Source organism: Allobosea rubneri (assembly GCF_032464875.1).
GTDB classification, from domain to species: Bacteria; Pseudomonadota; Alphaproteobacteria; order Rhizobiales; family Beijerinckiaceae; genus Allobosea; species Allobosea rubneri.
This window is the reverse complement of sequence record NZ_JAWDID010000041.1, coordinates 1-26,305: the sequence shown is the minus strand read 5'-3', so window position 1 is coordinate 26,305 and position 26,305 is coordinate 1. Positions and strand designations below refer to the sequence as shown.

Sequence of the window (26,305 nt, the reverse complement as noted above, 5' to 3'; positions counted from 1 at the left end):
CGTGAGCCCGATTGCCTATACCGCCCTGATCATCGCAGTCGCGGTCGTCCTGTTCGTCACGAACAAGGTGCCGGTCGTGCTGGTGGCAATGGGCACGGCGCTCTCGCTCTGGGCGACCGGCGTGCTGACACTGCCGCAGGCGCTGGGCGGGCTCGGCGACCCCGCCGTGATCTTCATCGCGTCGCTCTTCATCATCAGCACCGCGCTCGAGGTCACGGGGGTGACGGCCTGGGCAGGCCAACTCCTGATCAAGGGCGCGGGTGAGGAGAGCCGCACGCGCCTTCTCCTGCTGACCATGACGCTCGTCGCCCTCCTGACCGCGCTGATCAGCGTCAACGGCGCCGTCGCGGCGCTGATGCCGGTCGTCGTGGTCATCGCGGTCAGGTTGCGCCGGAACTCGTCGCAGCTCTTGATGCCGCTCGTCTTCGCGGCCCATGCCGGCTCACTGCTGGCGCTGACCGGCACACCCGTCAACGTACTCGTCTCCGAGGCGGCGGCGGATGCCGGCGTCGGCGGATTCGGTTTCTTCGAATTCGCGCTCGCGGGCATTCCGCTACTGCTCGGCTCGATGGCGATCATGATCCTGTTCGGCGAGAAGCTGCTGCCCCAGCGCAACGGCGCGACCATGCCGGCCGATTTCAGTCGGCACGCCCGAACGCTGGTCGAGCAGTACGGGCTCGCCAGCGGCGTCTTTCAGCTGCGCGTGCGTCCGACCTGCCCCTATATCGGCCAGCCGGCGACCGCGGTCGATGTCAGCGGCTTTCCCGGCTTGCAGTTCGTCGCGATCCAGGAAGGCGAGAGCGGCGGCCCGCTACGCCGCGGGACGATCGCCGAGGGTGACTTCATTCTGCTGCGCGGCGAGGCCGAGGCAGCCGCCAACCTCTCGGTCAAGATGCATCTCGCCTTCCGCGACGAGGGCGCCGCGGCCGGCGAGGGCGAGGAGACGCTGTTCAACCGCCGCTCCGGTCTCGCCGAGGTGGTGATCCCGCCGCGCTCGGGCCTGATCGGCCAGAGCGTGTTCCCGGGCATGGTCACCGAAAGCGGCGACCTGATCATCCTCGCCGTCCAGCGCGCCGGCAACGAGGTCGTCGCCGCGAGCGCGACCAGCGATGGCGGCGGCATCGTGCTTCAGACCGGCGACACCATGCTGCTTCAGGGCACCTGGAAGGCCCTCGACACCCATCTCGACGATCCCGACGTGCTGGTCGTCAGTTCGCCGGAGCTCGTCAGGCGCCAGGCGGTGCCGATGGGGCCGGGCGCCAAGCAGGCGATCGTCATCCTGTTCGCGATGGTGCTGATGCTGGCGACCGGCATCGTGCCGCCGGCGGTGGCCGGGCTGCTCGCGGCCGGCGCCGTGATCCTGTGCGGCATCATGAATGTCGAGCAGTCCTATCGCGCGATCTCGTGGACGACGGTGATCCTGGTCGGCGCGATGATGCCGCTCTCGACGGCGATGGTCGAGACCGGTGCCGCCAAGATGCTGGCCGAGCGGCTGGTCTACATGGTCGGCGATGCCGGGCCGATGGCGCTGCTCGCCGGCCTGTTCGTGCTGACCGCGATCATGGGCCAGTTGATCAGCAACACCGCGACGGCGCTGATCGTCATCCCGATCGGCGTCGCGGCCGCGGCCAGCATGGGCATCTCGCCGCGTCCTGTGCTGATGAGCACCGCGGTCGCGGCGGCCGGCGCCTTCCTGACCCCGATCGCCACACCGACCAACCTGATGGTGATGGGGCCGGGCGGCTACGCTTTCGGCGACTACTGGAAGCTCGGCCTGCCGCTGCTGATCTGGTTCTTCGTGGTCGCGGTCTTCATCGTGCCGCTGATCTGGCGCTTCTGAAGCGCGGCTCCCGCGGCAGCTGCCGATCTGCCTCCTATTGCCGGCCGGCGCGAATACCGCGCCGGCCGTTTGCTGTTTGCCGCTGGGGCATGAAGTTGACCTTCGGCTCGTTCCCATTCGACAATCTTCGCCGTGCAGAAATGCGCATAGCGCGGTGCGTGCTGCTTTGGCTTACTCGCGAGTAAGGTCATGAACAGCGAGTACGAGCGCTGGAGATACCGCGGCGATCAATGATCGCGGGCTCGACGGGAGGATGCGATGAACGAAGCCGGGGCTCCTGTGCTCCTGGCGGTCGAGGGGGCCGTTGCGGTCATTACCCTCAATCGCCCGCAAGTGCTCAACGCGATCGACGCGGCGACCGCGCGCGCCTTTGGCGACGCGGTGGCTGATGTCGCCGGCGATCCCGCCGTGCGCTGCGTGTTGTTGCGCGGCGAGGGCCGGGCCTTCTGCGCCGGCGGCGATGTCTCCCGTTTCGTCGATGGCGACCCGCTCGGTGCGGTCGAGGCGATCATCGATCCGCTCCATGCCGCGTTGAAGCAGCTCGATTCCCTCTCCGTGCCCACGGTCGCGGCGGTGCAGGGCGCCGCCGCCGGCGCCGGTTTCAGCCTCGCCCTGGCCTGCGATCTCGCGTTCGCCGCCGACGATGCTGTGTTCACCCTGGCCTATGCCCGCATCGGAGCGAGCCCGGACGGCTCGGCGACCTACCGGCTGCCGCGGCTGGTCGGGCCGCGCAAGGCGCTCGAACTCGCCATGCTGGCCGAGCCGGTCAGGGCCCCCGAGGCGCTCGCGCTCGGCCTGGTCAACCGCGTGGTGCCCGCCGCGGCGCTGCAGGACGAGGCGCTAGCACTGGCGAAGCGGCTCGCCGCCGGCCCGACCGGCGCCTATGGCCGGATCAAGGACCTGATCGGCCATTCGCTCGACAACGCGCTCCCCGCGCAGCTCGATCGCGAGCGCGAAGCCTTCCTCACCGGCGTCGCCACGGCTGACTTCAAGGAGGGCGCGAGCGCGTTCCTGGCGAAGCGGCCGGCCCGGTTCGAAGGGCGCTGAGATGGCGGCAGCGACGCCCGCCGGTGTGCCCGCCCGGCCGATCCTGGAGGTCGCGGGCGTCTCGCTCGCCTTCGGCGGCGTGCGCGCTTTGACCGACGTCTCCTTCCAGGTGCCGGAAGGCTCGATCACCGCGGTGATCGGGCCCAATGGCGCTGGCAAGACCTCGCTGTTCAATACGATCTCCGGCTTCTACCGGCCGCAAGCCGGGCAGATCAGCTTTGCCGGCGAGAGCCTGACCGGCGTACGTGCGCCGGAACGGGCGGCGCGGGGCCTCGCCCGCACCTTCCAGAACATCGCGCTGTTCCGCGGCATGACCGTGCTCGACAACATCAAGCTCGGCCGGCACGCGCATCTGCGCACCGGCGTGCTCGACGCCCTGTTTTACTGGGGCCGGGCGCAGAAGGAGGAGCTGGAGCTGCGGGCCGAGATCGAGGAGCGGATCATCGACTTCCTCGAGATCCAGCACATCCGCAACGCCTCGGTCGCCACCCTGTCCTACGGGCTGCAGAAGCGTGTCGAGCTCGCCCGGGCGCTGGCCATGCGTCCGCGCATCCTGATGCTCGACGAGCCGGTTGCCGGGATGAACCGCGAAGAGACCGAGGACATGGCCCGCTTCATCCTCGACGTGAAGGAGGAATGGGGCGTGACCATTCTGATGGTCGAGCACGACATGGGCATGGTCATGGACATCTCCGACCATGTCGTCGTGCTGAACTTCGGCCAGGTCATCGCCAGCGGCACCCCGCGCGAGGTCCAGGGCAATGAGGCGGTGATCGCGGCCTATCTCGGCTCAGGCGATGTCGGCGAGCTGTCCCGCCGGATCAAGGCGGAGGCGGTGTGATGGACACGCTCTTCCTCTTCGAAGTCACCTTGGCCGGGCTCGGCGCCGGCGCGCTCTATTCCCTCACCGGCGTCGCCTTCGTGTTGATCTACAAGGCGACCCGCGTGGTGAACCTCGCCATCGGCGAGATCCTGATGCTGGGCGGCTATGCCTTTCTCGGTTTCGCCGCCGGGCTCGGCTTCTCGCCCTGGCTCGCTCTGCCGCTCGCGATCGCCGCCGGCGGTGTCCTCGGCTGGCTGGTCGAGCGCACCATGATCCGGCCGATGCTGGGCGAGAGCCCGATCTCGGTGTTCATGGTGACGATCGGCCTCGGCTCGATCCTGGCCGGCGTCGTCCAGCTCGGCTGGGGTGCCGATCCGCTGCGTCTGCCGGAGTTCCTGCCGAATGCGCCGATCTTCATCGGCGAGGCCTATCTCGCGCCCAAGGTCGCGTTCGGCTTCGCCGCGGCGGCGATCGTGATCGGGCTCTTCCTCGCCCTGTTCCGCTTCTCGCGCGGCGGCGTCGCGCTGAAGGCGACGGCGGCCGACCCGGGCGCCGCCTATTCGGTCGGCATCGACGTACCGCGCGTCTTCTCGGTCGCCTGGATCCTCGCCTGTGCGACGGCCGCCGGCGCCGGCGTGCTGGTCGGCGCGATCGGCGGGATCTCGCCGACCATGGGCGTGTTCGGCCTTTCCGTCCTGGTCGTCGTTATCATCGGCGGGCTCGATTCGATCGCCGGGGCGCTGGTCGGCGGCCTCTTGATCGGGCTGGTCGAGGCGCTGGCCGGCGCCTTCCTCGGCGGCGAATTCAAGCTCGTCGTCACCTTCGCTTTGCTGCTCGTGCTGCTGATGGTCCGGCCCTACGGCCTGTTCGGCACGCATGAGATCGAGAGGCTTTAGAGCCATGCGGATCGGCACGCTCAAGACCAGCTATGCCGCCGACGAGGCGCTGTTCGATAGCTCCGTGCAGCGCACTCTGCTGGTGCTGCTCGCGCTCGCTGCGGTCGCCTTCCCCTTCGTGGCGAGCCCGTACTGGCTCTTCCTCGCCTGCCTCTGCGCCATCAATGTCGCGAGCGCGACGGGGCTGAACCTGCTCACCGGCTATACCGGGCTCGTAAGCCTGGGGCAGGCGGCGTTCATGAGCGTCGGCGCCTACACGGTCGCGGTGCTGGAGATCCGGCTCGGCACGCCGTTCCTGCTCAACCTGCTGATCGGCGCGGGGCTCGCTGCGATGATCGGCATCCTCGTCGGCATTCCCAGCCTCAAGGTGAAGGGGCTCTACCTCGCCATCGCGACGATCGCAGCCTCGGTCATCCTGCACTTCCTGTTCTCGCACTGGTCGCTGACCGGGGAGGCGCGGGGCCTGTCGATGCCGCCGGCACGGTTGTTAGGGATCAGTCTCGACCAGCCCTTCTCGCTCTACTGGCTGATCATGCCGGTGACCTGCCTGATGGTGCTTGGCGCCGCCAACCTGCTGCGGACCCGCATCGGGCGCGCCTTCATCGCGATCCGCGACCGTGACATCTCGGCCGAGGTGCTCGGCATTCCCCTGCTGCGCTACAAGCTGACCAGCTTTGCGATCTCGTCCTTCTATGCCGGCCTCGCCGGCGGGCTCTGGGCCTATTTCTTCCGCGTCGTCACGCCGGAGAGCTTCCCGCTGGTCAACTCGATCTTCTACCTCGCCGCGATCATCGTCGGCGGCATGGGGACGATCCTCGGCGGCATCCTCGGCGCGGTCTTCATGACGCTGGTGCCCGAGCTTCTGAAATTCGTCGCGAACTGGGCGACGCCGATCTACCCCGACGCGCTCGCGGCGCTGGCGCCGGTGCGCACCATCGTCTTCGGCGGGCTGATCGTCGGCTTCCTGATCTTCGAACCGCGCGGCCTCGCCGAAATCTGGCGGCGGGTGCGGCGCTTCTTCCATCTCTGGCCCTTCAGGACCTGAAGGCGCACGGGACACGTGCCTTTGACGAAACGGCCGTCGCCAAGAACGGCCACATCAGCGGGAGGACGATAATGAGCAAGATGAAGTTGAACAGGCGGGAGCTTCTGGCCGGGACGGCGGCAACGGCCGCGATGGCCTTCGGGATGGGGCCGCTCGCGGCGCAGGAGGGCGGCGACATCGTGCTCGGCGGCTCGATCCCGCTGACCGGCGTCTTCGCCTTCGCCGGTGTCGGCATCCATGCCGGCATCCAGGACTATCTCAAGATCCTGAACGATGGCGGCGGCATCAAGGGCCGCAAGATCAGGTACGTCGCCGAGGACACCGCCTACAAGGTCGACGCCTCGGTCGCCGCCTTCAACAAGATCACCAGCCAGGAGAAGGTCTCGCTCTATTATGGCGACTCGACCGGCTTCTCGAAGACGATCAATCCCGAGCTCGAGCGCCGCGGCACCATGATCATGGCCGGCGCCTCCTTCGCGACTGAGCTCAACGATCCCAAGAAGTACCCGCTGCAGTTCATGGCCGGGCCGGACTACACCGAGATGTTCGGCATCCTCCTGCGTTACATCGCCAAGGAGAAGCCGGGCGCGCGTGTCGCCTTCATCTACTCCGACACCGAGTTCGGGCGCGACCCGATCGTGCCGGGCGAGGCGGTCGCCAAGGAGCTGAAGCTCACCGTCGTCGAGAAGATCGTGACCCCGCCCGGCAGCGTCGACGTCTCGACCGAGGTACTGAAGCTGCGCCGCGCCAATCCCGACTTCACGATCTTCCACGGCTATGTGCTGGCGCCGATCCCGGAATTCGTCACGCAGGCGAAGCAGATGGGCATGAAGAGCCAGTTCATGGGTACCTTCTGGACCATGGACAATTCGACGGTGCAGCGCATGGGCGACGCCGCCGACGGCTTCATGGGCGTGATGCCCTACCGCTACTATTACGACAAGGACGGCACCTCGCCGATGCTGGAGAAGATCCGGCAGATGCGTACCGAGTACCAGTCGACCGGCTATCTCCAGGGCTTCGTCACCGCCATGCTGATGGCCGAGGCGGTGAAGCGCACGCTCGACGCTGGCAAGGAGCTGACGGGGGCCAATCTCAAGGCCGGGCTGAACAGCATCAAGGACTTCGACACTGGCGGCCTGTTCGGCGTGCCGATCTCGATCCCCGGCAATTCCGTGCCGGTCGGCCGGATCTATCGCTTCGACAGCAAGGCCAAGCAGATGCTGCCGGCCTCCGACTGGATCAAGCTTTGATCCTCAGGCGCAGGGTGAGGGGCTGAAGGCATGGCCGGGACCGCGGTGCTCGACGTCAACAATGTCGAGGTCGTCTACAACAGGACGGTGCAGGTGCTGCGCGGCCTGTCGCTGCGCGTGCCGCAGGGGCAGATTGTCGCCCTGCTCGGCTCGAACGGTGCCGGCAAGTCGACCCTGCTCAAGGCCGTCTCGAATCTGCTCGCGCTCGAGGATGGCGCCGTCACCGGCGGCGCCATCCATTTCCAGGGCGACGACATCGCGAGCCTTGCGCCGCACGGCCTCGTCCGGCGCGGCCTGTTCCATGTCATGGAGGGGCGGCGCATCTTCGAGGATCTGACGGTCGAGGAGAACCTCACCGCGGCGACCTTCGCGCTGACCGGGCGCAAGCTGCCGGCGGCGGATTTCGATCTGGTCTACAGCTACTTCCCGCGTCTGCACGAGCGCCGGAAGGGGCTGGCGGGCTATCTCTCTGGCGGCGAGCAGCAGATGCTCGCCATCGGCCGGGCGCTGATCGCGCGGCCTTCGCTGATCCTGCTCGACGAACCCTCGCTCGGCCTCGCGCCGAAGCTGGTCGAGGAGATCTTCACGATCATCGCCCGGATCAATGCCGAACAGGGGGTCTCGATGCTGCTGGTCGAGCAGAATGCGGCGGTCGCCTTCGCGGTGGCGAATTACGGCTACATCCTCGAAATGGGCAAGGTCGTGATCGACGGTCCGGTCGAGAAGCTGGTCCGCGACCAGGACGTGCGCGAATTCTATCTCGGCCTCGGCGGCGCCGGGGGCGAGCGCAGCTATCGCGATATCAAGCATTACAAGCGCCGCAAGCGCTGGCTTTCGTGAGGTCGGCAACGATGCGCGAGCTTCCCAATCTCACCCTGCCGCAGATGCTGCGCGAGAATGCGCGGGCGATGCCCGAGCGCGTCGCTCTCAGGCAGAAGGACTTTGGCATCTGGCTGCCGATCAGCTGGGCCGAATATGATCGCCGAGCCCGGCATTTCGGGCTTGGTCTGCGGGCGCTAGGCCTCGCCGAAGGCGGGCATGTCGGTATCCTCTCCGAGAACCGGGCCGAATGGGTGGTCGCCCAGCTCGGCGCCGGCATGGTCGGGGCGGTGGCGATCGGCGTCTATGCGACGAGCCCGGCCAACGAGGTCGCCTATGTGCTGGGGCATGCGGAAGTCGAGATCGTGGTCTGCGAGGACCAGGAGCAGGCCGACAAGGTGCTGGAGCGCATCGCGGAGCTGCCGCGGCTGAAGCGGATCGTGGTGATCGATCCCAAGGGCTTGCGGCACTACGGTTCGGAGCTGATCATCTCCTTCGCCGATGTGCTGAAGAGCGGGGCCGAATACGAGATCGCGCATCCTGGCCTGGTCGAGGCCTGCCTTGCCGCCCAGACTCCGGCCGCTATCGGCCTGATGGTCTACACCTCCGGCTCGACCGGCAAGCCCAAGGGCGCGATGCTGAGCTACCGCAACATGCGGGCCCAGGCTGCCGGCGTGATCGAACGGCTCGGCTACGATGCCGATACCACCAACCTGTCCTATCTGCCGCTCTGCCATGTCGCCGAGCAGATGCTGAGCACGATGGCGCCGATCTATTCCGGCTCCTGCGTATCCTTCGGCGAGTCGATCCGTACCGTGCAGGAAGACCTGCGCGAGATCGCGCCGAGCCTGTTCCTCGGCGTGCCGCGGATCTGGGAGAAGCTGCACGCTGCGATCCACATCAAGCTGATGGAGGCCGGCGGCTGGCGCCGGCGCCTGTTCGAGGCGGGCCTTGCCGCCTGCGAGCCCTTCGCCACCAAGCCACCGGCTGCACGCAGTCTGCGCGAGAAGGCGGTCGCCGGCTTCTACCATCTCGTCATCTTCCGGGCGCTGCAGAACTTCATCGGCCTGCGCAAGGTGAAGGTCGCGCTCACCGGCGCGGCGCCGATCCCGCCGCGCATCGTCCAGTTCTTCCGCACGCTCGGTGTCCCGCTCGTCGAGGTCTATGGCCTCACCGAGACTTCGGGAATGTCCGTCGGCCAGCGCCGTGAGCGCCTGCTGCCCAGCTCGGTCGGCGAGGCGGTTGCCGGCGCCGAGCTCAAGCTGGGTGCCGAAGGCGAACTCCTGCTGCGCGGAGACATCGTCTTCGAGGGCTATTTCCGCAATCCCGAGGCGACCGCCGCCGTGCTGCGCGATGGCTGGCTGCACACCGGCGACGTCGCCGCGATCGAGGACGGCCAGACAAGGATCGTCGACCGGCTGAAGGACATCATGATCACCGCCGGCGGCAAGAACCTCAGCCCGTCCGAGATCGAGAACACAGTAAAGGGCAGCGCCTTCATCAAGGAGTGCATCGTCGTCGCCGATGGCCGGCGCTATCCCTCGGCGCTGATTCAGATCGACGGCGAAACCGTCGGCAAATGGGCCGAGGAGAACCGCATCGCCTTCACCCATTTCCGCAGCCTCGCCGAGCACAGCCGCGTGCGCGAGCTGGTCGCCGCCGAGATCGAGCGGGCCAATGCCCAGCTCGCGCCGGTCGCGCAGCTCAAGCGCTTCCACCTCCTCGTCAAGGAACTCGACCATGACGATGATGAGGTCACCGCGACGATGAAGGTGCGCCGCGCCAACATCGCGAAGAAATACGCCGCCGAGATTGAAGGGCTGTACAAGCCCGAGCGGCAGGCCGAATCCGCCTGAAGGAGCAGTTTCATGAGCCGACATGTCGTCATCACCGCGGGCGTCCGCACTGCCATCGGTACCTTTGGCGGGGCGCTGTCCGGCCATGCTCCGACGCAGCTCGGCGCGCTCGTCGTCGGCGAGGCGCTGAACCGCGCCGGGTTGCCCGCTGCCGAAGTCGGCCATGTCGTCTTCGGCAATGTCATCCTGACCGAGTCGAAGGATGCCTATCTCGCCCGCGTCGCGGCGGTCGAGGCCGGGATTCCGGTCGAGATTCCCGCGATGACGCTGAACCGGCTCTGCGGCTCCGGCGTTCAGGCGATTATCTCGGCAGCGCAGGCGATCATGCTCGGCGATTGTGAGACCGCCGTCGCCGGCGGCGCCGAGACGATGAGCCGGGCGCCGCATCTGCTCGCCACGGCCCGCTTCGGCCAGCGCATGGGCGATGCGGTCGTCGCCGACCATCTGACCGGCGTGCTGACCGACCCGTTCGGCAATGGCATCATGGGCATCACGGCGGAGAACGTCGCCGAGCGTTTCGGCATCGACCGCGAGGCGCAGGACGCCTTCGCCGCCGAAAGCCAGCGCCGCGCCGCCGAGGCGATCGCCGCCGGCCGCTTCAAGGAGCAGATCCTGCCGGTCGAAGTCCGCAAGGGCCGCGACATGATCAGCTTCGATACCGACGAGCACCCCAAGCCTGCGACCACGACGGAGTCGCTCAAGGGCCTGCGCCCGACCTTCAAGAAGGACGGGACGGTCACCCCCGGCAACGCCTCGGGCATCAATGACGGCGCCGCCGCCATGGTGCTGATGGAGGAAGGCCGCGCCGGCCGCGAAGGGAAACCGGTGCTGGCGCGCCTCGTCGGCTACGCCCACGCCGGCGTCGAGCCCGGCGTGATGGGCATCGGCCCGGTGCCGGCTGTGCAGGCTCTGCTCAAGCGCACCGGGCTCGCCCTCGGCGATTTCGACGTGATCGAGTCGAACGAGGCCTTCGCCGCCCAGGCCTGCGCCGTCGCCAAGGAACTCGGCTTCGATCCGGCCAGGGTCAACCCGAATGGCGGGGCGATCGCGCTCGGCCATCCCGTCGGTGCGACGGGCGCGATCATTACCCTGAAGGCGGCCTATGAGCTCCAGCGCACCGGCGGTCGCTACGGGCTCATCACGATGTGCATCGGCGGTGGTCAGGGCATCGCGCTGGCCATCGAGCGGGCCTGAGCCGGATGGCGGCGCCACTCTGGAAGACGCAGGCGCAGCGCGAGCAGGAGCGCGCGCTTAAGCGCGAGGCGGTGCTGCGGGCTGCGGCGCGCGCCTTCAGCGAGCAGGGATTTCACCGGACCTCGCTCGACGATGTCGCAGAACGGCTCAACGTCACCAAGCCGACCATCTACCATTACGTCCGCAGCAAGGACGAAATCCTGTTCGAATGCGTGCGCATCGGGCTGGAGCGGCTCGATTCCGCCTCCGCCTCCGCCGAGGCGCAGCGTGGCGGCGGCTGCGGGCTCGACCGGCTGATCGTGCTCTGGACCGAATATGCGCGGATCGTCACCGAGGATTTCGGGCGCTGCCTCATCCTGGTCGGCGAGGACCCGTTGCCGGCCGAGACGCGCAAGGAGCTGCGTGCCCTCAAGGGCAAGATCGACAAGCGTTTTCGCGGGCTGATCGAGCAGGGTATCGCCGACGGCTCGATCCAGCCCTGCGATTCCAAGCTGCTCGCTTTCGCTGCGGCCGGCGCGCTTAGCTGGATCGCCCGCTGGCACGACCCGGCGGGCTCCTTGCCGGTCGATGAGATCGCCCGCCAGACGATCGGCTTTTTCGTGAACGGCATCGGGCTGAATGGCGCGGGAGCGGGACGCAGCCGCCATGCCGGGCAGCACGCGAGCGCGGTCTAAACGGGCGCTTCGCACTGCCTGGATCGTGGACTTCTCAGGCCGTATGGCGGCTTGGCGCGGCGGCACGCTCTCCCGGCCGCTAAAATTCGAGATTGATTGACATCAATTACGCGTGTTCCCGAACACCGCATTGAGGCGGGCAGCGGCCAGGGTCGTTGCTAAAGCGTCTTACGCTGGCGATAGTGCAGTGCGGCAAGCTGCTGCGACGCTCCGACGTACAAGCCCTGTGGCGCGTAGGGAAAAGCGATATGACCGGTCCCTTCTCGGTGAACCCATCCGCCGGTGCAAAGGCGGAAGCGCTGTTTCGCTCCGATCTCGGCGACTATCTGATCGATGTCGCCCAGCGCAACGTCCTGATGCTCGATGTGCTGCGAAGGCGCGGCGACAATTATCTCGAGCATGTGGCGATGATCGCCCCGCATGTCCTGGGCTTCAGCTTCGAGCCCGTGATGAGCGGCCGCAACCTGCCGCGCCCGGTTAACTACTGGCTGGTCCGGATCATTCCGCCGGAGGGCGTCGTCACCAACGAGGCGTCTCGCCCCTTCATCGTGGTCGATCCGCGCGCTGGCCATGGGCCGGGGATCGGCGGGATGAAGCCCGACAGCGAGATCGGCGCGGCGCTCGCAGCCGGCCATCCCTGCTATTTCATCGGCTTCCTGCCCGATCCGGTGCCGGGCCAGACGATCGAGGATGTCGGCTGCGCCGAAGCCGCCTTCATCGAGGCCGTGATCAAGCGCCATCCCGATTATCCCGGCAAACCCTGCGTCATCGGCAATTGCCAGGCCGGCTGGGCCGTGCTCGGGCTCGCCGCCGCTCGCCCCGATCTGATGGGGCCGATCATGGCCGCGGGCGCGCCGTTGGCCTATTGGAACGGCAAGGACGGCCTCAATCCGATGCGTTATTCGGGCGGCATGCTCGGCGGCTCCTGGCTGGCTTCGCTGACGGGTGATCTCGGCGCCGGCATCTTCGACGGGGCCTATCTCGTCCAGAATTTCGAGAAGCTGAACCCGGCCAATACCTGGTGGAGCAAGCTCTACGATGTCTGGTCGCAGGTCGATACCGAGGCCGAGCGCTTCCTCTCTTTCGAGAAATGGTGGGGCGGCCATGTGCTGCTCAATCGCGAGGAGATCGAGTTCATCGTCGAGGAACTCTTCGTCGGCAACAAGCTGACCAAGGGCGAGGTCAAGCTGTCCTCCGGCAAGACGATCGACCTGCGCGAGGTCACCTCGCCGATCGTGGTGTTCTGCTCCTGGGGCGATAACATCACTCCGCCGCAGCAGGCACTGGGCTGGGTCACCGATCTCTATGCCAGCGATCTCGCGCTGATCGCGGCCGAGCAGACCATCGTCTACTGCATCCACCCGCAGGCCGGCCATCTCGGCGTGTTCGTCTCGAGCTCGGTTGCAAGGAAGGAGCATACCGAGCTCACCGAGAACATGGACCTGATCGACATCCTGCCCCCCGGGTTATGGGAGGCGGTGATCACGCCGCGCGAGCCGGGGCAGGATTATGCCGACCTCGCTGCCGGCAAACATGTGCTGCGCTTCGAGCCGCGCAAGCTCGACGACATCCGCGCTCTCGGGCTGAACACGGCCGAGGATGACCGGCGTTTCGCGACCGTTGCCAAGCTTTCGGAGATCAACGCCGATCTCTACAAGACCTGGCTGCGTCCCTGGGTGAAGGCCGTCGCCAACGCGCCTTCCGCGGAATTGTCGCGCAGGCTCAATCCGCTGCGCTCGCAATTCGAGGCGTTCTCGCACAACAACTCGTTCCTGCGCGGCGTTCCGGCCTTGGCGGAGCAGGTCCGCCGCAATCGCCGCCCAGCGGCTGCCGGCAATCCGTTCCTCGCCTGGCAGCAGATGGCATCGCAAAACATCGCCGCCTCGCTCGATCTGTTCCGTGACATTCGCGATTCCGCGACCGAACTCCTGTTCAAGCAGGTCTATGGCTGGCCGGCCCTTCAGCAGGCGCTCGGCGTCAGCGACGAGACGGCGCGCCCCGTGCCGGCCGACCGCGAACGCGGCGTCGCCGAGCTGGAGGCCGGGCTTGCCGGCTTGCGCCAGCGGGTCAGCGATATCGATGCGAACATCGCCGTGCTGCGTGCCTTCATGTTCGTCCTGGCGGCAGGCAAGAGCCTGGATGAGCGCATCTTCGCCGCTCTTCGACGCCTGCAGAAAAAGCACCAGAGCCTGGAAGGCACGACGCTCTGGCAGTTCAAGGCCAAGGTCCGGGAGCAGTTCTTCATGCTGCGCTTCGACCGGGAGGAGGCTGTCGCCGCGATCGCGCGCGTTCTGCAGAAGCAGGCGCCGCCGATCTCGCTGGAGGAGTTCCACGGCATCCTGACTGCCGCCGGCCCGCTCGAAGGGGAAGCGCTCGCCCGCTACGAACGCGTCAGCAGGATGTTCCCGGATCACGCGCCGGGGCGCGAGCCGCCGGCGCCGGCGGCGGGAACGCCGCCCCCGACGGTTCGCGCAGCTCCGCCCAAGCCGGCAGCGCAGCGGCGCAGGCCCGGCACCGGAACGCGCCGCCGTACCGCCCCGCAGAAGTGAGCCTAACGATGGCCCAGACCTCCACGCTCGCCGCCGAAGCCGGTCAGTCCCGGCGCTCCGCTGCCAACGGCGACAAGTATGAGCGCCTGATCGCCAAGGCGCGCGAGATCCCGCCGGCATTGACCGCGGTCGCGCATCCCTGCGACGAAGCCTCGCTGAGGGGCGCGCTCGACGCGGCGGCGCAAGGCTTGATCACGCCGATCCTTGTCGGCCCCACCGGCCGGATCATCGCGACCGCGAAGCAGGCCGGCCTCGATATCGCCGGCTTCGAGATCGTCGACACCCCGCACAGCCATGCCTCGGCGGCCAAGGCGGTCGAGCTGGTGCATGCCGGCAAGGCGGCGCTGCTGATGAAGGGCAGCCTGCACACCGACGAATTGCTGGCCGAGGTGACCAACAAGGAGACCGGGCTGCGGACGGGCCGGCGCATCAGCCATGTCTTCATCATGGACGTGCCGACCTATGCCGAGCCGCTCTTCATCACCGACGCCGCGGTCAACATCTTCCCCGATCTCGAAGCCAAGCGCGACATCATCCAGAACGCGATCGACCTGCATGTCGGGCTCGGGCTCGGCACGCCGCGGGTCGCGATCCTGTCGGCGGTCGAGACCGTGACGACCAAGATCCCGAGCACGCTGGAGGCGGCTGCCCTCTGCAAGATGGCCGATCGTGGCCAGATCTGCGGGGGCCTGCTCGACGGGCCGCTCGCCCTCGACAATGCGATCAGCCCGGAAGCCGCCAGCATCAAGGGCATCGTCTCGCCGGTCGCGGGCAAGGCCCAGATCCTTGTGGTGCCGGACCTCGAAGCCGGCAACATGCTGGCGAAGAACCTGACCTTCCTGTCGGGCGCCGATGCCGCCGGCATCGTGCTCGGCGCGCGCGTGCCGATCATCCTGACCAGCCGTGCCGACAATGTCCGCACCCGGCTGGCCTCCTGCGCCGTCGCCGGGCTCTACGCCCACGCGCTGGCCCAGACGCGTCCGATCGGAGGCTAGGCGGTGAGCGAGGTCCTGTTCGTCGTCAATGCCGGCAGTTCGAGCATCAAGTTCAAGCTCTACCGGGTGATCGGCGATGATATCGCGCTGGTCTTCGGCGGCGCCGTCGACGGCATCGGGACGAGGCCTCGGCTCAAGGCGAAGGACCATGCCGGTGAGACGCTGATCGAGCGCAGCTACGCCGCGGATGAGGTCGCGAACTCCTCACAGGCGCAGCGCATCATCGCCGACTGGGTCGGCGGCGAGATGAAGGACGCGCAGCTCATCGGCATCGGCCATCGCGTCGTCCATGGCGGCCCGGTCTATTCGGCGCCAGTGCTGGTCGACGACGCAGTGATGCGGACGCTGGAGACCTTCATCCCGCTCGCGCCGCTGCACCAGCTCAGCAATCTCGACCCGATCCGCGTCCTGCGCGAGCGCCGGCCCGATCTCCCCCAGGTCGCCTGTTTCGATACCGCCTTCCATCGCGGCCATCCCGAATTGTCGGACCGCTTCGCCCTGCCGCGCGGTCTCTATGACGAGGGTGTCCGGCGCTACGGCTTCCACGGCCTCTCCTACGAGTACGTTTCGCAGGCGCTACGCGGTATCGCGCCGGAGATCGCCGACAAGCGTGTGATCATCGCCCATCTCGGCTCCGGCGCCTCGGTCTGCGCCCTTGAGGGCGGCCGCAGCATCGAGACGACGATGGGCTTCACCGCGCTCGACGGGCTGCCGATGGGGACGCGCTCCGGCTCGCTCGACCCGGGCGTCGTGCTGCACCTGATCGAGCAGAAGGGCATGAGCCCGGCGGAAGTCGGGCACATGCTCTACCATGAGAGCGGCCTGCGCGGCCTGTCCGGGATCAGCAACGATGTCCGGGCGCTGCTCGAGAGCGACCGGCCGGAAGCGGCGATGGCGATCGACTTCTTCAGCCTGCGTGTGGCGCAGGCCTTCGCCAGCCTCTCGGTCTCGCTCGGCGGCCTTGACGCGCTCGTCTTCACCGCTGGCGTCGGCGAGAATGCCCATCAGGTCCGCCGCAATGTGGTGGAGCGTCTGCACTGGGCGGGACTGTCCCTCGACGACGAAGCCAACCGTCGCAACGATAGCAGGATCGAGGCCAGCGACAGCCGCGTTCCGATCCTCGTCGTCCCGACGGATGAGGAACGCATGATCGGCCAGCACACGCTACGCCTCTTGCGGCAACCGAAACTCGCAGCCGCTCTCGCCGCTCGGCCGTAGGATTGCATGACGAAGCAGGCCGTTGCCCCCGCGCCGGCCCGAGCTCGGAGAATGAAAATGAGATTCGCAGGCTTATCGACCGCGACGGCCCTGGCCGTGACGCTCCTGACCTTCGGCAGCGTCATGACCCCGGTCTCTCACGACGTCTCGCTGAGCACCTCGGCGCAGGCCCAGTCGCGGATCAAGGAGTTCCTGCAGCGCCTGCGCAGCGGCTCACTGCCCGCCGGCATCGCCAAGTCGAACGGCCGTATCGAGGCGACGCAGATCGACGTCGCGGCGAAATATGCCGGGCGCCTGTCGCAGGTGCTGGTCAATGAGGGCGACGACGTCACCGCCGGGCAGGTCGTCGCGAAGATCTCCTCGCCGGAATACGAGGCGCAATTGCGCGGCGCCCAGTCGCAGGTGCTGAAGGCCAAGCAGGGGCTAGCCGAGGCGAACGCCCTGATCGTCCAGCGCAAGAGCGAGATCACCCTCGCCCAGGCCGAGCTGGAGCGCGGCCAGCAACTCGTAGACAAGGGCTATCTGACCCGCCAGACCTTCGACCAGCGCGTCGCCAAGGCCGACACCGCGAAAGCCGCGCTCGTGGCGGCGGAGGCCCAGCGCGACCAGGCCGCGTTCGCGATCAAGAGCGCCGAGGCCGAGGTCGACCGGATCGAGGCCGTGCTGGTCGACATGACCCTGGTCGCCCCGCGCAGCGGGCGGGTGCAGTACCAGCTCGCCCGGGCAGGCGAGGTCGTGGGTGCCGGCGCGCGCATCCTGACGCTGCTCGATCTCAGCGACGTCTACATGACGATCTATCTGCCGGCCGCCCAGGCGGGGCTGCTGGCGCTCGGCGACGAGGCGCGGATCACCGTCGACCCGCTGCCGAACTACGTCATCCCCGCCAATGTCAGTTTCGTCGCGGCTGATGCGCAGTTCACGCCGAAGAGCGTCGAGACCGCTGACGAGCGCGAGAAGCTGATGTTCCGCGTCAAGCTGCAGATCGATCCGCGCGTTCTGAAAAAGTACCACCGGCAGGCCAAGACCGGCGTGCGCGGCATGGGCTTCGTCCGCACCAGCGCCTCGATCCAGTGGCCCGAAGATCTCAGCGTGAAGCTCCCCTGATGAGCGACGGTTACATTGCCAGGGTCGAGAACGTCTCGCACCGCTACGGCAAGACGGTCGCGCTCGACGACGTCTCGATCGCGTTTCCGGCGCGCCGCATGGTTGGCGTCATCGGTCCCGACGGCGTCGGCAAATCGGCGCTGCTGGCTCTGGTCGCCGGTGTCCGCCAGATCCAGACCGGCGTGGTCACGGTCTTCGACGGCGACATGGCCGACAAGGCACATCGTGAGCAGCAGGGCGCGCGCATCGCCTATATGCCACAGGGGCTCGGCCGCAACCTCTACCCGACGCTGAGCGTCTTCGAGAACATCGACTTCCATGGACGGCTGTTCGGCCAGGGCGAGGCCGAACGGCGACGGCGCATCGACGAATTGCTGCAGGCGACGGGGCTCGACCCGTTCGAGGACCGCCCGGCCGGCAAGCTCTCGGGCGGCATGAAGCAGAAGCTCAGCCTGTGCTGCGCCCTGATCCACGATCCCGATCTCCTGATCCTCGACGAGCCGACCACCGGCGTCGATCCGCTCTCGCGCGGCCAGTTCTGGGATCTGATCAACACGATCCGCGGCAGGCGCCCTCAGATGAGCGTCATCGTCGCGACCGCCTATATGGACGAGGCCGAGCGCTTCGACTGGCTCGCCGCCATGGATGACGGCAAGGTGATCGCCTCCGGGCCGGTCGGCGAAATCCTTGCGAAGACCGGGCAGAAATCGCTGGAGGCGGCGTTCATCGCGCTGCTGCCCGAGGCGAAGCGGGCGCATCACCAAGAGGTGGTCGTGCGGCCGCGCCCTGCGAGCGACAGCGATGTGCCGGCGATCGAGGCCGAGGGGCTGACCCGCCGCTTCGGCGATTTTACCGCCGTCGACCATGTCAGCTTCCGGATCCAGCGCGGCGAGATCTTCGGCTTCCTCGGCTCGAATGGCTGCGGCAAGTCGACGGTGATGAAGATGCTCACCGGCCTGCTGCCGGCGAGCGAGGGCACGGCCAAATTGTTCGGCAAGCCGATGGGCTCGAACGATATGGAGACGAGGCGGAACGTCGGCTACATGTCGCAGGCCTTCTCGCTCTACACCGAGCTGACCGTCCGCCAGAACCTCGAGCTGCACGCCAAGCTCTACCATCTGCCGAGCGAAGAGATCGAAGGCCGCATCGCCGAGCTGCTCGAGCGTTACGATCTCAAGGACGTGGTCGATGCCCGTCCCGACAGTCTGCCGCTCGGCATCAAGCAGCGCCTGCAGCTCGCCGTCGCGGTGCTGCACCGACCGGCCATGCTGATCCTCGACGAGCCGACCTCGGGCGTCGACCCGATCGCGCGCGACGCCTTCTGGCGCACGCTGATCGACCTCTCGCGCGATGACGGCGTCACGATCTTCCTCTCGACCCATTTCATGAACGAGGCGGAGCGCTGCGACCGGATCTCGCTGATGCATGCCGGCAAGGTACTGGCCGTCGGCACGCCGGAGGAGCTGGTCAAGGAACGGGGCAGTGCCTCGCTGGAGGACACCTTCGTCGACTATCTCGCCGAGGCTGCCGGCATCGACCGCGCGGCCAAGACCGAGGCGCCCGATCCGGACGCTCCGATGCCGACGTCAGAGCCGATCCGCCCGCCGCGCCGCTTCGATCCCAAGCGGCTCTGGGCCTATTCGCGGCGCGAGACGATGGAGCTGCTGCGCGATCCGATCCGGCTCGCCTTCGCCTTCCTCGGCCCGCTCGTCCTGATGATCGCCTTCGGATTCGGCATCTCCTTCGATGTCGAGAACCTGCGCTTCTCTGCGCTCGACCACGACAACACGCCCGAAAGCCGGCAACTGATCGAAGCCTTCTCCGGCTCGCGCTACTTCGACGAGCGGTCGCCTCTGCGCAGCTCCGATGAGCTCGACCAGCGCCTGCGCACCGGCGAACTGCAGCTCGCCATCGAGATCCCGCCGGGCTTCGGGCGCGACCTGCAATCGGGCCGGAAGCCCGAGGTCGCGGTCTGGCTCGACGGGGCGATGCCGTTCCGCGCCGAGACGACCAAGGGTTATGTCACCGGGCTCGCCGCGCAATACGCCAAGGAATGGCTGGTCCAGAACAGCACGGGCACGAGCGCGGCCAGCCTGATCAACATCGAGACGCGCTTCCGCTACAACCAGGCCTTCAAGAGCGTGAATGCCATGGTGCCGAGCGTGATCATGCTGATGCTGATCCTGATCCCGGCGATCATGTCGGCCATCGCGGTGGTGCGGGAGAAGGAAACCGGCTCTATCGCCAATTTCCAGTCGACGCCGATCACCAAGTTCGAGTTCCTGTTCGGCAAGCAGCTGCCCTATATCGCGATCGCGATGATCAGCTTCGTGCTGCTGGTGCTCCTCGCGCTCTTCCTGTTCGGCGTGCCGATCAAGGGCTCGGTCGCGCTGCTGGCCCTGGGAACGTTGCTCTATGTCACGGCGACGACCGGCTTCGGCCAGCTGATCTCGACGTTCACCAAGACGCAGGTCTCGGCGGTGTTCGCGACCGCGATCCTCTCGATCATCCCGGCGGTGAATTTCTCGGGGCTGCTCGTCCCCGTCGCCTCGCTCTCGGGCGGGGCGCGGCTGATCGGGCTCGGCTTCCCGACGGCTTGGTACCAGCCGATCAGCGTCGGTGCCTTCACCAAGGGGCTCGGTTTCGACGACCTCGCCTTCAACCTCGTGATGCTCGCGGGCTTCGGGCTGCTCTTCCTCGCGCTTTCGCAGCTGCTGCTGCGCAAGCAGGAGCTCTGAGATGAGCGCCGAAACCTCCAGGGCGACGCCGGTTCCGGCACAGCCACCGCTCTCCGGCCTGCGTGTCCATCTGGCCAACATCTGGCAGCTCGTGATCAAGGAGCTGCGCAGCATCCGCGCCGATCCGGTGATGCTGATCCTCCTGGTCTATTCCTTCAGCATCGCCGTCTACACGGTGGCGACCGGTGCCTCGACCGAGGCGAAGAACCTCTCGGTCGGTATCGTCGACGAGGATCGCTCGGATCTCTCCCGCCAGATCCGCAACGCGCTGAACCCGCCGCTGTTCAAAAGCGCGGTGCTGATCGGCGCGCGCGAGATCGACGAGGAGATGGACCATGGCAGGCTGGTCTTCGTGCTGGAGATCCCGCCATCCTTCCAGGCCGATCTGCTCTCCGGCCGGCGCGCTTCGGTCCAGCTCAATGTCGACGCCACCGCAATGACGCAGGCCGGCAACGGCGCGGTCTACATCCAGTCGATCATCGCGCAGGAGGTCACGAACTTCCTGGCCGGCCGCGAGACGGTGACCAGCGCCCCGGTCAATGTGGTGATCCGCGCGAAGTTCAATCCGAACCTGGATTCCGCCTGGTTCACCTCGGTGATGCAGGTGATCAACAGCATCACCTTGCTGACGGTGATCCTCACCGGCGCCGCCCTGATCCGCGAGCGCGAGCAGGGCACGGTCGAGCATCTCCTGGTGATGCCGGTGGTGCCGACCGAGATCATGCTGGCGAAGATCATCGCCAACGGGCTCGTCATCCTGGTCGCGGCCGGGCTGTCGCTGGCGCTCGTCGTGCAATGGTGGCTGCAGGTGCCGATCGCCGGCTCGCTGACGCTCTTCCTGGCCGGTGCCGGACTCTATGTCTTCGCCGTCGCGGCGCTCGGCATCATGCTCGGCACGCTCGCGACCACGATGGGGCAGTTCGGGCTGCTCGCCATCCCTATCCTCGTGCTGATGCAGCTGCTCTCGGGGTCGAGCACGCCGATGGAGAGCATGCCGGTCTGGCTGCAATACACCATGCAGGTGATCAGCCCGACGCCGCATTTCGTGGCGTTCGCGCAGGGGGTGCTCTATCGCGGCGCCGGGCTTTCGGTGGTCTGGCTGCAGCTCGTCGCGCTGATCGTCATCGGCGGTGTCTACTTCACCTACGCGCTCAGCCGTTTCCGCCGCGTGATCTTCGGAGACTGATCCCATGACGCCGATCGGTGAACTCGTCCGTGGCAAGAAGGGTCTGATCGTCGGCATCGCCAATGAAGGCAGCATCGCCTTCGGCTGCGGAAGGGTGCTGCACCGGCTCGGTGCCGAACTCGCCGTGACCTATCTCAACGCCAAGGCAGAGAAATGGGTGCGACCGCTCGCCGAGGAACTCGCCAGCCCGATCATCATGCCGCTCGATGTCGAGGTCCCCGGCGAGCTCGACGCGGTGTTCGCGGCGATCGCACGGCAATGGGGCAAGCTCGACTTCGTCATCCATTCGATCGCGTTCGCCCCGCGCGACGACCTGCATGGCCGTGTCGTCGATGTCTCGCGCGAGGGCTTCGAGCAGGCGATGCGGGTGTCCTGCTACTCGCTGATCGAGATGACGCGCGCCGCCGAGCCGCTGATGGCGGCGGGCGGCACGATCCTGACGATGAGCTATTACGGCGCCGAGAAGGTGCTCGATAACTACAACATCATGGGACCGGTGAAGGCCGCGCTCGAGAGCACGACGCGCTATCTCGCCCATGAGCTCGGCCAGAAGGGCATCCGCCTGCATGCGCTCTCGCCGGGGCCGCTGAAGACGCGCGCCGCCGGCGGCATCGCCGGTTTCGACGAATTGCTGTCTCAGGCCGCCGCCCGGGCGCCGCAGGGGCGCGTCGTCACCATCGATGAGGTCGGGCAGGTCGCCGCCTTCCTGATCAGCGACGCGGCCACGGGCATGACCGGCAACACGATCTATGTCGATGCCGGCTACCACATCATGGGGTAGGGCATCGGGTCGAAAGTCGGATCCGCTCTTCGGTTGAATCCGATGTTTCCGCAGCGTGGCGGGGGCGCTTCAGCCCAGCCGGTAAGGCAGGATACCGCGCTCCCAGGGGTCGACGATCACGGCGCGGTCGAGCGGCGGCATGGCGCGCTGCGGGCAGTCCGGCCGCTCGCAGAGCCGGCAGTTGATCCCGATCTCGGCGATCTTGCCGCTGCTGCGGATGGCATCGGCGTAGATCAGCTCGTCGGCATAGGCCATCTCGCAACCGATACCGATGGCATAGCGCGAGCGCACGGCGTCGAAGCGCGACTCGCCCTTGCTGATCGCCCGCGCGATCGAGAGGTATTGCCGGCCATCCGGCATTTCCGCCCGCTGCACCAGGAAGCGGTCCGGCATCTCGAAGGCCTCGTGGATGTTCCAGATCGGGCAGGCGCCGCCATAGCGGGCGAACTGGAAGCGCGTCGCGCTATGACGCTTGGTGATGTTGCCGGCGCGGTCGACGCGCAGGAAGTACATCGGGACGCCTTCCTGCCCGGAACGCTGAAGCGTCGAGAGGCGATGGCAGACCTGTTCCAGGCTGGCGCCGAAGCGGATGGCGAGGCGCTCGACATCGTGCCGCATCCGGCGGGCCTCATCACGAAAGGCGCCATAGGGCATGGTCAGCGCGCCCGCGAAATAGTTCGAGAGCGCGACCGAGCAGACGAGCGCGCTGTCGCGGTTGAGGAAGCCGGCCTGCTCGACGATGGCGTCCGCCGTCTCGCCATGGGTGAGCCGGGCGACATGGCGGGCGAGGGCGAAGACCTGGCTGGAGACCGGCAGCGCCTCGTTCAGCGTGATCCTGCCGGCCCCACGCTCCAGCCGGCTCTGGGCGGGATGGCTGTCGGGCGGGCATTCGACGACGGCAAGCCCGTGCTCGCTCGCGAGATAGGTCTCCATGCGCTGGCGGGGATCGCCGGGGATTTCGGAAATCCGCGTCGCCAGAGCTTCGGCGGCGAGGTCGAGCGCGTCGACATAGTTGCCGATGAAATGGAAATAGTCGCGGACCTCGTCGAAGGCCGAGATCGGCCGGCGCGGCTGCGAGGGCTCGGGATGTACGGCCTCGTCGAGGGCGCGATAGCGCGCCTCGAGGCTCTGGTACTGCGCGTGCAGGTCGAGCAGGGCCCGGCCGATCTGCGGCATCTGGACGGCGGCGGTGCGCAGTTCGCGCGGATTGACCTCGATCGCGGCAAAGAGCGGGTCCGCCAGCGTCTCGCGCAGATTGGCTGCGAGGCGGTCGCCGAGATCGTCGGTGAAGATCGAGAGATTGACCCTGAAGACACGGGCGAGGTCGACGACCATCGTCCCGGACAGGCTGCGCTGGCTCGCCTCGATCTGGCTGAGATAGCTCGGCGAGATGTTGAGGCGCCGCGCCAGTTCGAGCTGTGTCCAGTCGCGTTCCTCGCGCAATCTGCGAATGGTCGCGCCGGCGAAGAGCTTGCGTCTCAACTTTTCTGTTGGCGAATTTGTTAATTTTGCCATTTCGCAATTTTGCACAAAATCCCTTGCCGTCACAAGGCGCGCGACGGATAGGGCAGGCGAGGGAGACGGCCATGCAAGACATCCTGAACGATCTCGAAGCCCGCCGCGCGGGCGCCCGTCTTGGTGGCGGTGAGCGGCGGATTTCGGCGCAGCATGGGCGCGGCAAGCTGACGGCGCGCGAGCGGATCGAGCTTCTGCTCGACAAGGACTCCTTCGAGGAGTTCGACATGTTCGTGCAGCATCGCTGCGTCGATTTCGGCATGGACAAGGCCGAGAAGATCCCCGGCGACGGCGTCGTCACCGGCTGGGGCACGGTCAATGGCCGCACCGTCTTCGTCTTCTCCAAGGATTTCACTGTCTTCGGCGGCTCGCTTTCCGAGACCCACGCCCAGAAGATCATCAAGATCCAGGACATGGCGCTGAAGATGCGCGCCCCCATCGTCGGCCTGTTCGACGCCGGCGGCGCCCGCATCCAGGAGGGCGTCGCGGCGCTCGGCGGCTATGGCGAGGTCTTCAAGCGCAATGTCCAGGCTTCGGGCGTGATCCCGCAGATCTCGGTGATCATGGGCCCCTGCGCCGGCGGCGACGTCTATTCGCCGGCGATGACCGACTTCATCTTCATGGTCCGCGACACCTCCTACATGTTCGTCACCGGCCCCGAAGTGGTGAAGACCGTCACCAACGAGACCGTGACCGCCGAGGAACTCGGCGGCGCCAGGGTCCACACCTCGAAATCCTCGGTCGCCGATGGCTCCTTCGAGAACGATGTCGAGGCGCTCTTGCAGGTGCGCCGGCTGATCGACTTCCTGCCAGCCAACAACACGGCGGGCGTGCCGGAATGGCCGTCCTTCGACGTGCCGGACCGGGTCGATACCAGCCTCGACACGCTGGTGCCGGACAATCCGAACAAGCCCTACGACATCAAGGAGCTGATCCTGAAGACGCTCGACGAGGGCGATTTCTTCGAGATCCAGGAGGCCTACGCCAAGAACATCGTCACCGGCTTCGGGCGGATCGAGGGCCGCACGGTCGGGGTCGTCGCCAACCAGCCGATGGTGCTGGCCGGGGTGCTCGACGCCGATGCCTCGCGCAAGGCGGCGCGCTTCGTGCGCTATTGCGACGCCTTCGAGATCCCGATCGTCACCTTCGTCGACGTGCCGGGCTTCCTGCCGGGCACGGCGCAGGAATATGGCGGGCTGATCAAGCACGGCGCCAAGCTGCTCTTCGCCTATAGCGAATGCACGGTGCCGCTGGTCACGGTGATCACCCGAAAAGCCTTTGGCGGCGCCTATGACGTGATGGCGTCGAAGCATATCGGCGCCGACGTCAACTATGCCTGGCCGAGCGCCCAGATCGCGGTGATGGGCGCCAAGGGCGCGGTCGAGATCATCTTCCGGGGTGGCGACGCCGAGACCATCGCGCGCCAGACAAAGGAATATGAAGACCGTTTCATGAGCCCGTTCGTCGCGGCCGAGCGCGGTTATGTCGACGAGGTGATCATGCCGCACTCGACCCGCCGCCGCATCGCCCGTGCGCTGGCCATGCTCCGCACCAAGAGCCTCGAGCGACCCTGGCGCAAACACGACAATATCCCCCTGTGAGCGGGGTGAGCGCCGATCAGAACGTCGAGAGTGATCTCGACCGGATCGCGGCGCTGCTCTGGGCCGTCGGCGACACATCCGCCGATGCCCAGGCCCAGGACCATCTTCTGAGCGAGATTTCGCGGCTCCTCTGGGACGCCAGCGAGCCCAACCAAGCCGTCGAGCGATAGGAATCCACCGATGTTCACGAAGATTCTGATCGCGAACCGTGGCGAGATCGCCTGCCGCGTGATCAAGACGGCGCGGCGGATGGGGATCGCGACGGTTGCGGTGTATTCGGATGCGGACCGCGAGGCGCTGCATGTCGAGATGGCCGACGAGGCCGTGCATATCGGGGCGGCGCCGGCGGCCGAATCCTATCTTCAGATCGAGAAGATCATCGCCGCCTGCAAGGCGACGGGCGCCGAGGCGGTGCATCCGGGCTATGGCTTCCTCTCCGAGCGCGAGGCCTTCGCCCGGGCGCTGAAGGAGAACGGCATCGTCTTCATCGGGCCGAACCCCGGCGCGATCGCGGCGATGGGCGACAAGATCGAGTCGAAGAAGGCGGCGGCGGCGGCGAAGGTCTCGACCGTGCCCGGGCATCTCGGCGTGATCGAGGACCCCGACCATGCCGTGACGATCGCCGACGCGATCGGCTATCCCGTGATGATCAAGGCCTCGGCCGGCGGTGGCGGCAAGGGCATGCGCATCGCCCATTCGGCCGGCGAGGTCGCCGAGGGCTTCGCCCGGGCGCGCTCGGAAGCGGCCTCGTCCTTCGGCGACGACCGGGTCTTCATCGAAAAGTTCATCGTCGATCCCCGGCATATCGAGATCCAGGTGCTCGGCGACAAGCATGGCAATGTGATCTATCTCGGCGAGCGCGAATGCTCGATCCAGCGCCGCAACCAGAAGGTCGTCGAGGAGGCGCCGTCGCCGCTGCTCGACGAGGCGACCCGCCGCAAGATGGGCGAGCAGGCGGTCGCGCTGGCCAAAGCGGTGAACTACGACTCGGCCGGCACGGTCGAGTTCGTCGCCGGCCAGGACAAGTCCTTCTACTTCCTCGAGATGAACACGCGGCTGCAGGTCGAGCATCCGGTCACCGAGATGATCACCGGCATCGACCTCGTCGAGCAGATGATACGCGTCGCCCATGGCGAGACGCTCGGTATCCGCCAGGAGGATGTGAAGCTCA

Annotated in this window: 21 protein-coding genes; 20 read left to right on the top strand and 1 reads right to left on the bottom strand. The window is 67.1% G+C overall.

Annotation, left to right across the window (positions count from 1 at the left end; genetic code table 11):
• Window position 1: 1 nt before the first annotated feature.
• The 17 genes from RKE40_RS21450 to fabI all read left to right on the top strand — a co-directional run bounded on the left by RKE40_RS21450 (window position 2) and on the right by fabI (window position 22,018).
• Window positions 2-1,840, top strand: a complete 1,839-nt coding sequence (locus RKE40_RS21450; RefSeq protein WP_316020243.1) for an SLC13 family permease — start codon at window positions 2-4, stop codon at window positions 1,838-1,840.
• 258 nt (window positions 1,841-2,098) lie between these two features.
• Window positions 2,099-2,887: an enoyl-CoA hydratase/isomerase family protein gene (locus tag RKE40_RS21445; protein WP_316020242.1), complete on the top strand. Its 789-nt coding sequence runs from the start codon at window positions 2,099-2,101 to the stop codon at window positions 2,885-2,887.
• 1 nt (window position 2,888) lies between these two features.
• Entirely contained in the window at window positions 2,889-3,728 is an 840-nt protein-coding gene (locus RKE40_RS21440) for an ABC transporter ATP-binding protein (RefSeq protein ID WP_316020241.1), read from the top strand.
• Window positions 3,728-4,606, top strand: coding sequence for a branched-chain amino acid ABC transporter permease (locus tag RKE40_RS21435; protein WP_316020240.1), 879 nt, complete (start codon window positions 3,728-3,730; stop codon window positions 4,604-4,606). Before RKE40_RS21440 ends, RKE40_RS21435 begins: the two co-directional genes overlap by 1 nt.
• 4 nt (window positions 4,607-4,610) lie before the next feature.
• The gene (locus RKE40_RS21430) at window positions 4,611-5,651 is read left to right on the top strand and encodes a branched-chain amino acid ABC transporter permease (RefSeq protein ID WP_316020239.1); all 1,041 of its coding nucleotides are present in this window, start codon (window positions 4,611-4,613) and stop codon (window positions 5,649-5,651) included.
• A 71-nt stretch (window positions 5,652-5,722) separates the two neighbouring features.
• Entirely contained in the window at window positions 5,723-6,904 is a 1,182-nt protein-coding gene (locus tag RKE40_RS21425; protein ID WP_316020238.1) for an ABC transporter substrate-binding protein, read from the top strand.
• A gap of 30 nt (window positions 6,905-6,934) precedes the next feature.
• The gene (locus RKE40_RS21420; protein WP_291638071.1) at window positions 6,935-7,744 is read left to right on the top strand and encodes an ABC transporter ATP-binding protein; all 810 of its coding nucleotides are present in this window, start codon (window positions 6,935-6,937) and stop codon (window positions 7,742-7,744) included.
• A gap of 11 nt (window positions 7,745-7,755) precedes the next feature.
• Window positions 7,756-9,579 (top strand): AMP-dependent synthetase/ligase, encoded by a 1,824-nt coding sequence (locus RKE40_RS21415; RefSeq protein WP_316020237.1) that lies wholly within the window; start codon window positions 7,756-7,758, stop codon window positions 9,577-9,579.
• Window positions 9,580-9,591: 12 nt separating this feature from the next.
• Window positions 9,592-10,773, top strand: a complete 1,182-nt coding sequence (gene bktB, locus RKE40_RS21410; RefSeq protein WP_316020236.1) for a beta-ketothiolase BktB — start codon at window positions 9,592-9,594, stop codon at window positions 10,771-10,773.
• Between the two features lie 5 nt (window positions 10,774-10,778).
• Window positions 10,779-11,447 (top strand): TetR/AcrR family transcriptional regulator, encoded by a 669-nt coding sequence (locus tag RKE40_RS21405; RefSeq protein ID WP_316020235.1) that lies wholly within the window; start codon window positions 10,779-10,781, stop codon window positions 11,445-11,447.
• Window positions 11,448-11,695: 248 nt separating this feature from the next.
• A complete protein-coding gene (locus RKE40_RS21400; RefSeq protein WP_316020234.1) occupies window positions 11,696-13,996 on the top strand; it encodes a DUF3141 domain-containing protein in 2,301 nt (766 codons plus the stop codon).
• A gap of 8 nt (window positions 13,997-14,004) precedes the next feature.
• Window positions 14,005-14,991, top strand: a complete 987-nt coding sequence (locus tag RKE40_RS21395) for a phosphate acetyltransferase (protein WP_316020233.1) — start codon at window positions 14,005-14,007, stop codon at window positions 14,989-14,991.
• Window positions 14,992-14,994: 3 nt separating this feature from the next.
• Window positions 14,995-16,209, top strand: coding sequence for an acetate/propionate family kinase (locus tag RKE40_RS21390; RefSeq protein ID WP_316020232.1), 1,215 nt, complete (start codon window positions 14,995-14,997; stop codon window positions 16,207-16,209).
• A 123-nt stretch (window positions 16,210-16,332) separates the two neighbouring features.
• Window positions 16,333-17,313: an HlyD family secretion protein gene (locus tag RKE40_RS21385; protein ID WP_316020257.1), complete on the top strand. Its 981-nt coding sequence runs from the start codon at window positions 16,333-16,335 to the stop codon at window positions 17,311-17,313.
• Window positions 17,313-20,051, top strand: a complete 2,739-nt coding sequence (rbbA, locus tag RKE40_RS21380) for a ribosome-associated ATPase/putative transporter RbbA (protein ID WP_316020231.1) — start codon at window positions 17,313-17,315, stop codon at window positions 20,049-20,051. The genes RKE40_RS21385 and rbbA overlap by 1 nt, the downstream gene beginning before the upstream one ends.
• A 1-nt stretch (window position 20,052) precedes the next feature.
• Window positions 20,053-21,237, top strand: coding sequence for an ABC transporter permease (locus RKE40_RS21375; RefSeq protein ID WP_316020230.1), 1,185 nt, complete (start codon window positions 20,053-20,055; stop codon window positions 21,235-21,237).
• Window positions 21,238-21,241: 4 nt separating this feature from the next.
• On the top strand, window positions 21,242-22,018 hold the full coding sequence (gene fabI, locus RKE40_RS21370) for an enoyl-ACP reductase FabI (RefSeq protein WP_066479676.1): 777 nt from the start codon (window positions 21,242-21,244) through the stop codon (window positions 22,016-22,018).
• 69 nt (window positions 22,019-22,087) lie between these two features.
• Here fabI and RKE40_RS21365 read toward each other — a convergent pair whose 3' ends face one another.
• Window positions 22,088-23,500: a short-chain fatty acyl-CoA regulator family protein gene (locus tag RKE40_RS21365; protein ID WP_316020229.1), complete on the bottom strand. Its 1,413-nt coding sequence runs from the start codon at window positions 23,498-23,500 to the stop codon at window positions 22,088-22,090.
• Window positions 23,501-23,604: 104 nt separating this feature from the next.
• Here RKE40_RS21365 and RKE40_RS21360 point away from each other — a divergent pair, with 104 nt between their 5' ends.
• The 3 genes from RKE40_RS21360 to RKE40_RS21350 all read left to right on the top strand — a co-directional run.
• Entirely contained in the window at window positions 23,605-25,134 is a 1,530-nt protein-coding gene (locus tag RKE40_RS21360; RefSeq protein ID WP_316020228.1) for an acyl-CoA carboxylase subunit beta, read from the top strand.
• A 5-nt stretch (window positions 25,135-25,139) separates the two neighbouring features.
• On the top strand, window positions 25,140-25,304 hold the full coding sequence (locus RKE40_RS21355; protein ID WP_316020227.1) for a hypothetical protein: 165 nt from the start codon (window positions 25,140-25,142) through the stop codon (window positions 25,302-25,304).
• Between the two features lie 10 nt (window positions 25,305-25,314).
• Window positions 25,315-26,305: acetyl-CoA carboxylase biotin carboxylase subunit (locus tag RKE40_RS21350; RefSeq protein ID WP_316020226.1), on the top strand; the 991-nt coding region annotated here is incomplete at its 3' end.

Coding starts and splice junctions, on each gene's coding strand:
- RKE40_RS21445 (WP_316020242.1), top strand. CDS start 2,099: ATGAACGAAGCCGGGGCTCCTGTGCTCCTGGCGGTCGAGGGGGCCGTT.
- RKE40_RS21440 (WP_316020241.1), top strand. CDS start 2,889: ATGGCGGCAGCGACGCCCGCCGGTGTGCCCGCCCGGCCGATCCTGGAG.
- RKE40_RS21435 (WP_316020240.1), top strand. CDS start 3,728: ATGGACACGCTCTTCCTCTTCGAAGTCACCTTGGCCGGGCTCGGCGCC.
- RKE40_RS21430 (WP_316020239.1), top strand. CDS start 4,611: ATGCGGATCGGCACGCTCAAGACCAGCTATGCCGCCGACGAGGCGCTG.
- RKE40_RS21425 (WP_316020238.1), top strand. CDS start 5,723: ATGAGCAAGATGAAGTTGAACAGGCGGGAGCTTCTGGCCGGGACGGCG.
- RKE40_RS21420 (WP_291638071.1), top strand. CDS start 6,935: ATGGCCGGGACCGCGGTGCTCGACGTCAACAATGTCGAGGTCGTCTAC.
- RKE40_RS21415 (WP_316020237.1), top strand. CDS start 7,756: ATGCGCGAGCTTCCCAATCTCACCCTGCCGCAGATGCTGCGCGAGAAT.
- bktB (WP_316020236.1), top strand. CDS start 9,592: ATGAGCCGACATGTCGTCATCACCGCGGGCGTCCGCACTGCCATCGGT.
- RKE40_RS21405 (WP_316020235.1), top strand. CDS start 10,779: ATGGCGGCGCCACTCTGGAAGACGCAGGCGCAGCGCGAGCAGGAGCGC.
- RKE40_RS21400 (WP_316020234.1), top strand. CDS start 11,696: ATGACCGGTCCCTTCTCGGTGAACCCATCCGCCGGTGCAAAGGCGGAA.
- RKE40_RS21395 (WP_316020233.1), top strand. CDS start 14,005: ATGGCCCAGACCTCCACGCTCGCCGCCGAAGCCGGTCAGTCCCGGCGC.
- RKE40_RS21385 (WP_316020257.1), top strand. CDS start 16,333: ATGACCCCGGTCTCTCACGACGTCTCGCTGAGCACCTCGGCGCAGGCC.
- rbbA (WP_316020231.1), top strand. CDS start 17,313: ATGAGCGACGGTTACATTGCCAGGGTCGAGAACGTCTCGCACCGCTAC.
- RKE40_RS21375 (WP_316020230.1), top strand. CDS start 20,053: ATGAGCGCCGAAACCTCCAGGGCGACGCCGGTTCCGGCACAGCCACCG.
- fabI (WP_066479676.1), top strand. CDS start 21,242: ATGACGCCGATCGGTGAACTCGTCCGTGGCAAGAAGGGTCTGATCGTC.
- RKE40_RS21360 (WP_316020228.1), top strand. CDS start 23,605: ATGCAAGACATCCTGAACGATCTCGAAGCCCGCCGCGCGGGCGCCCGT.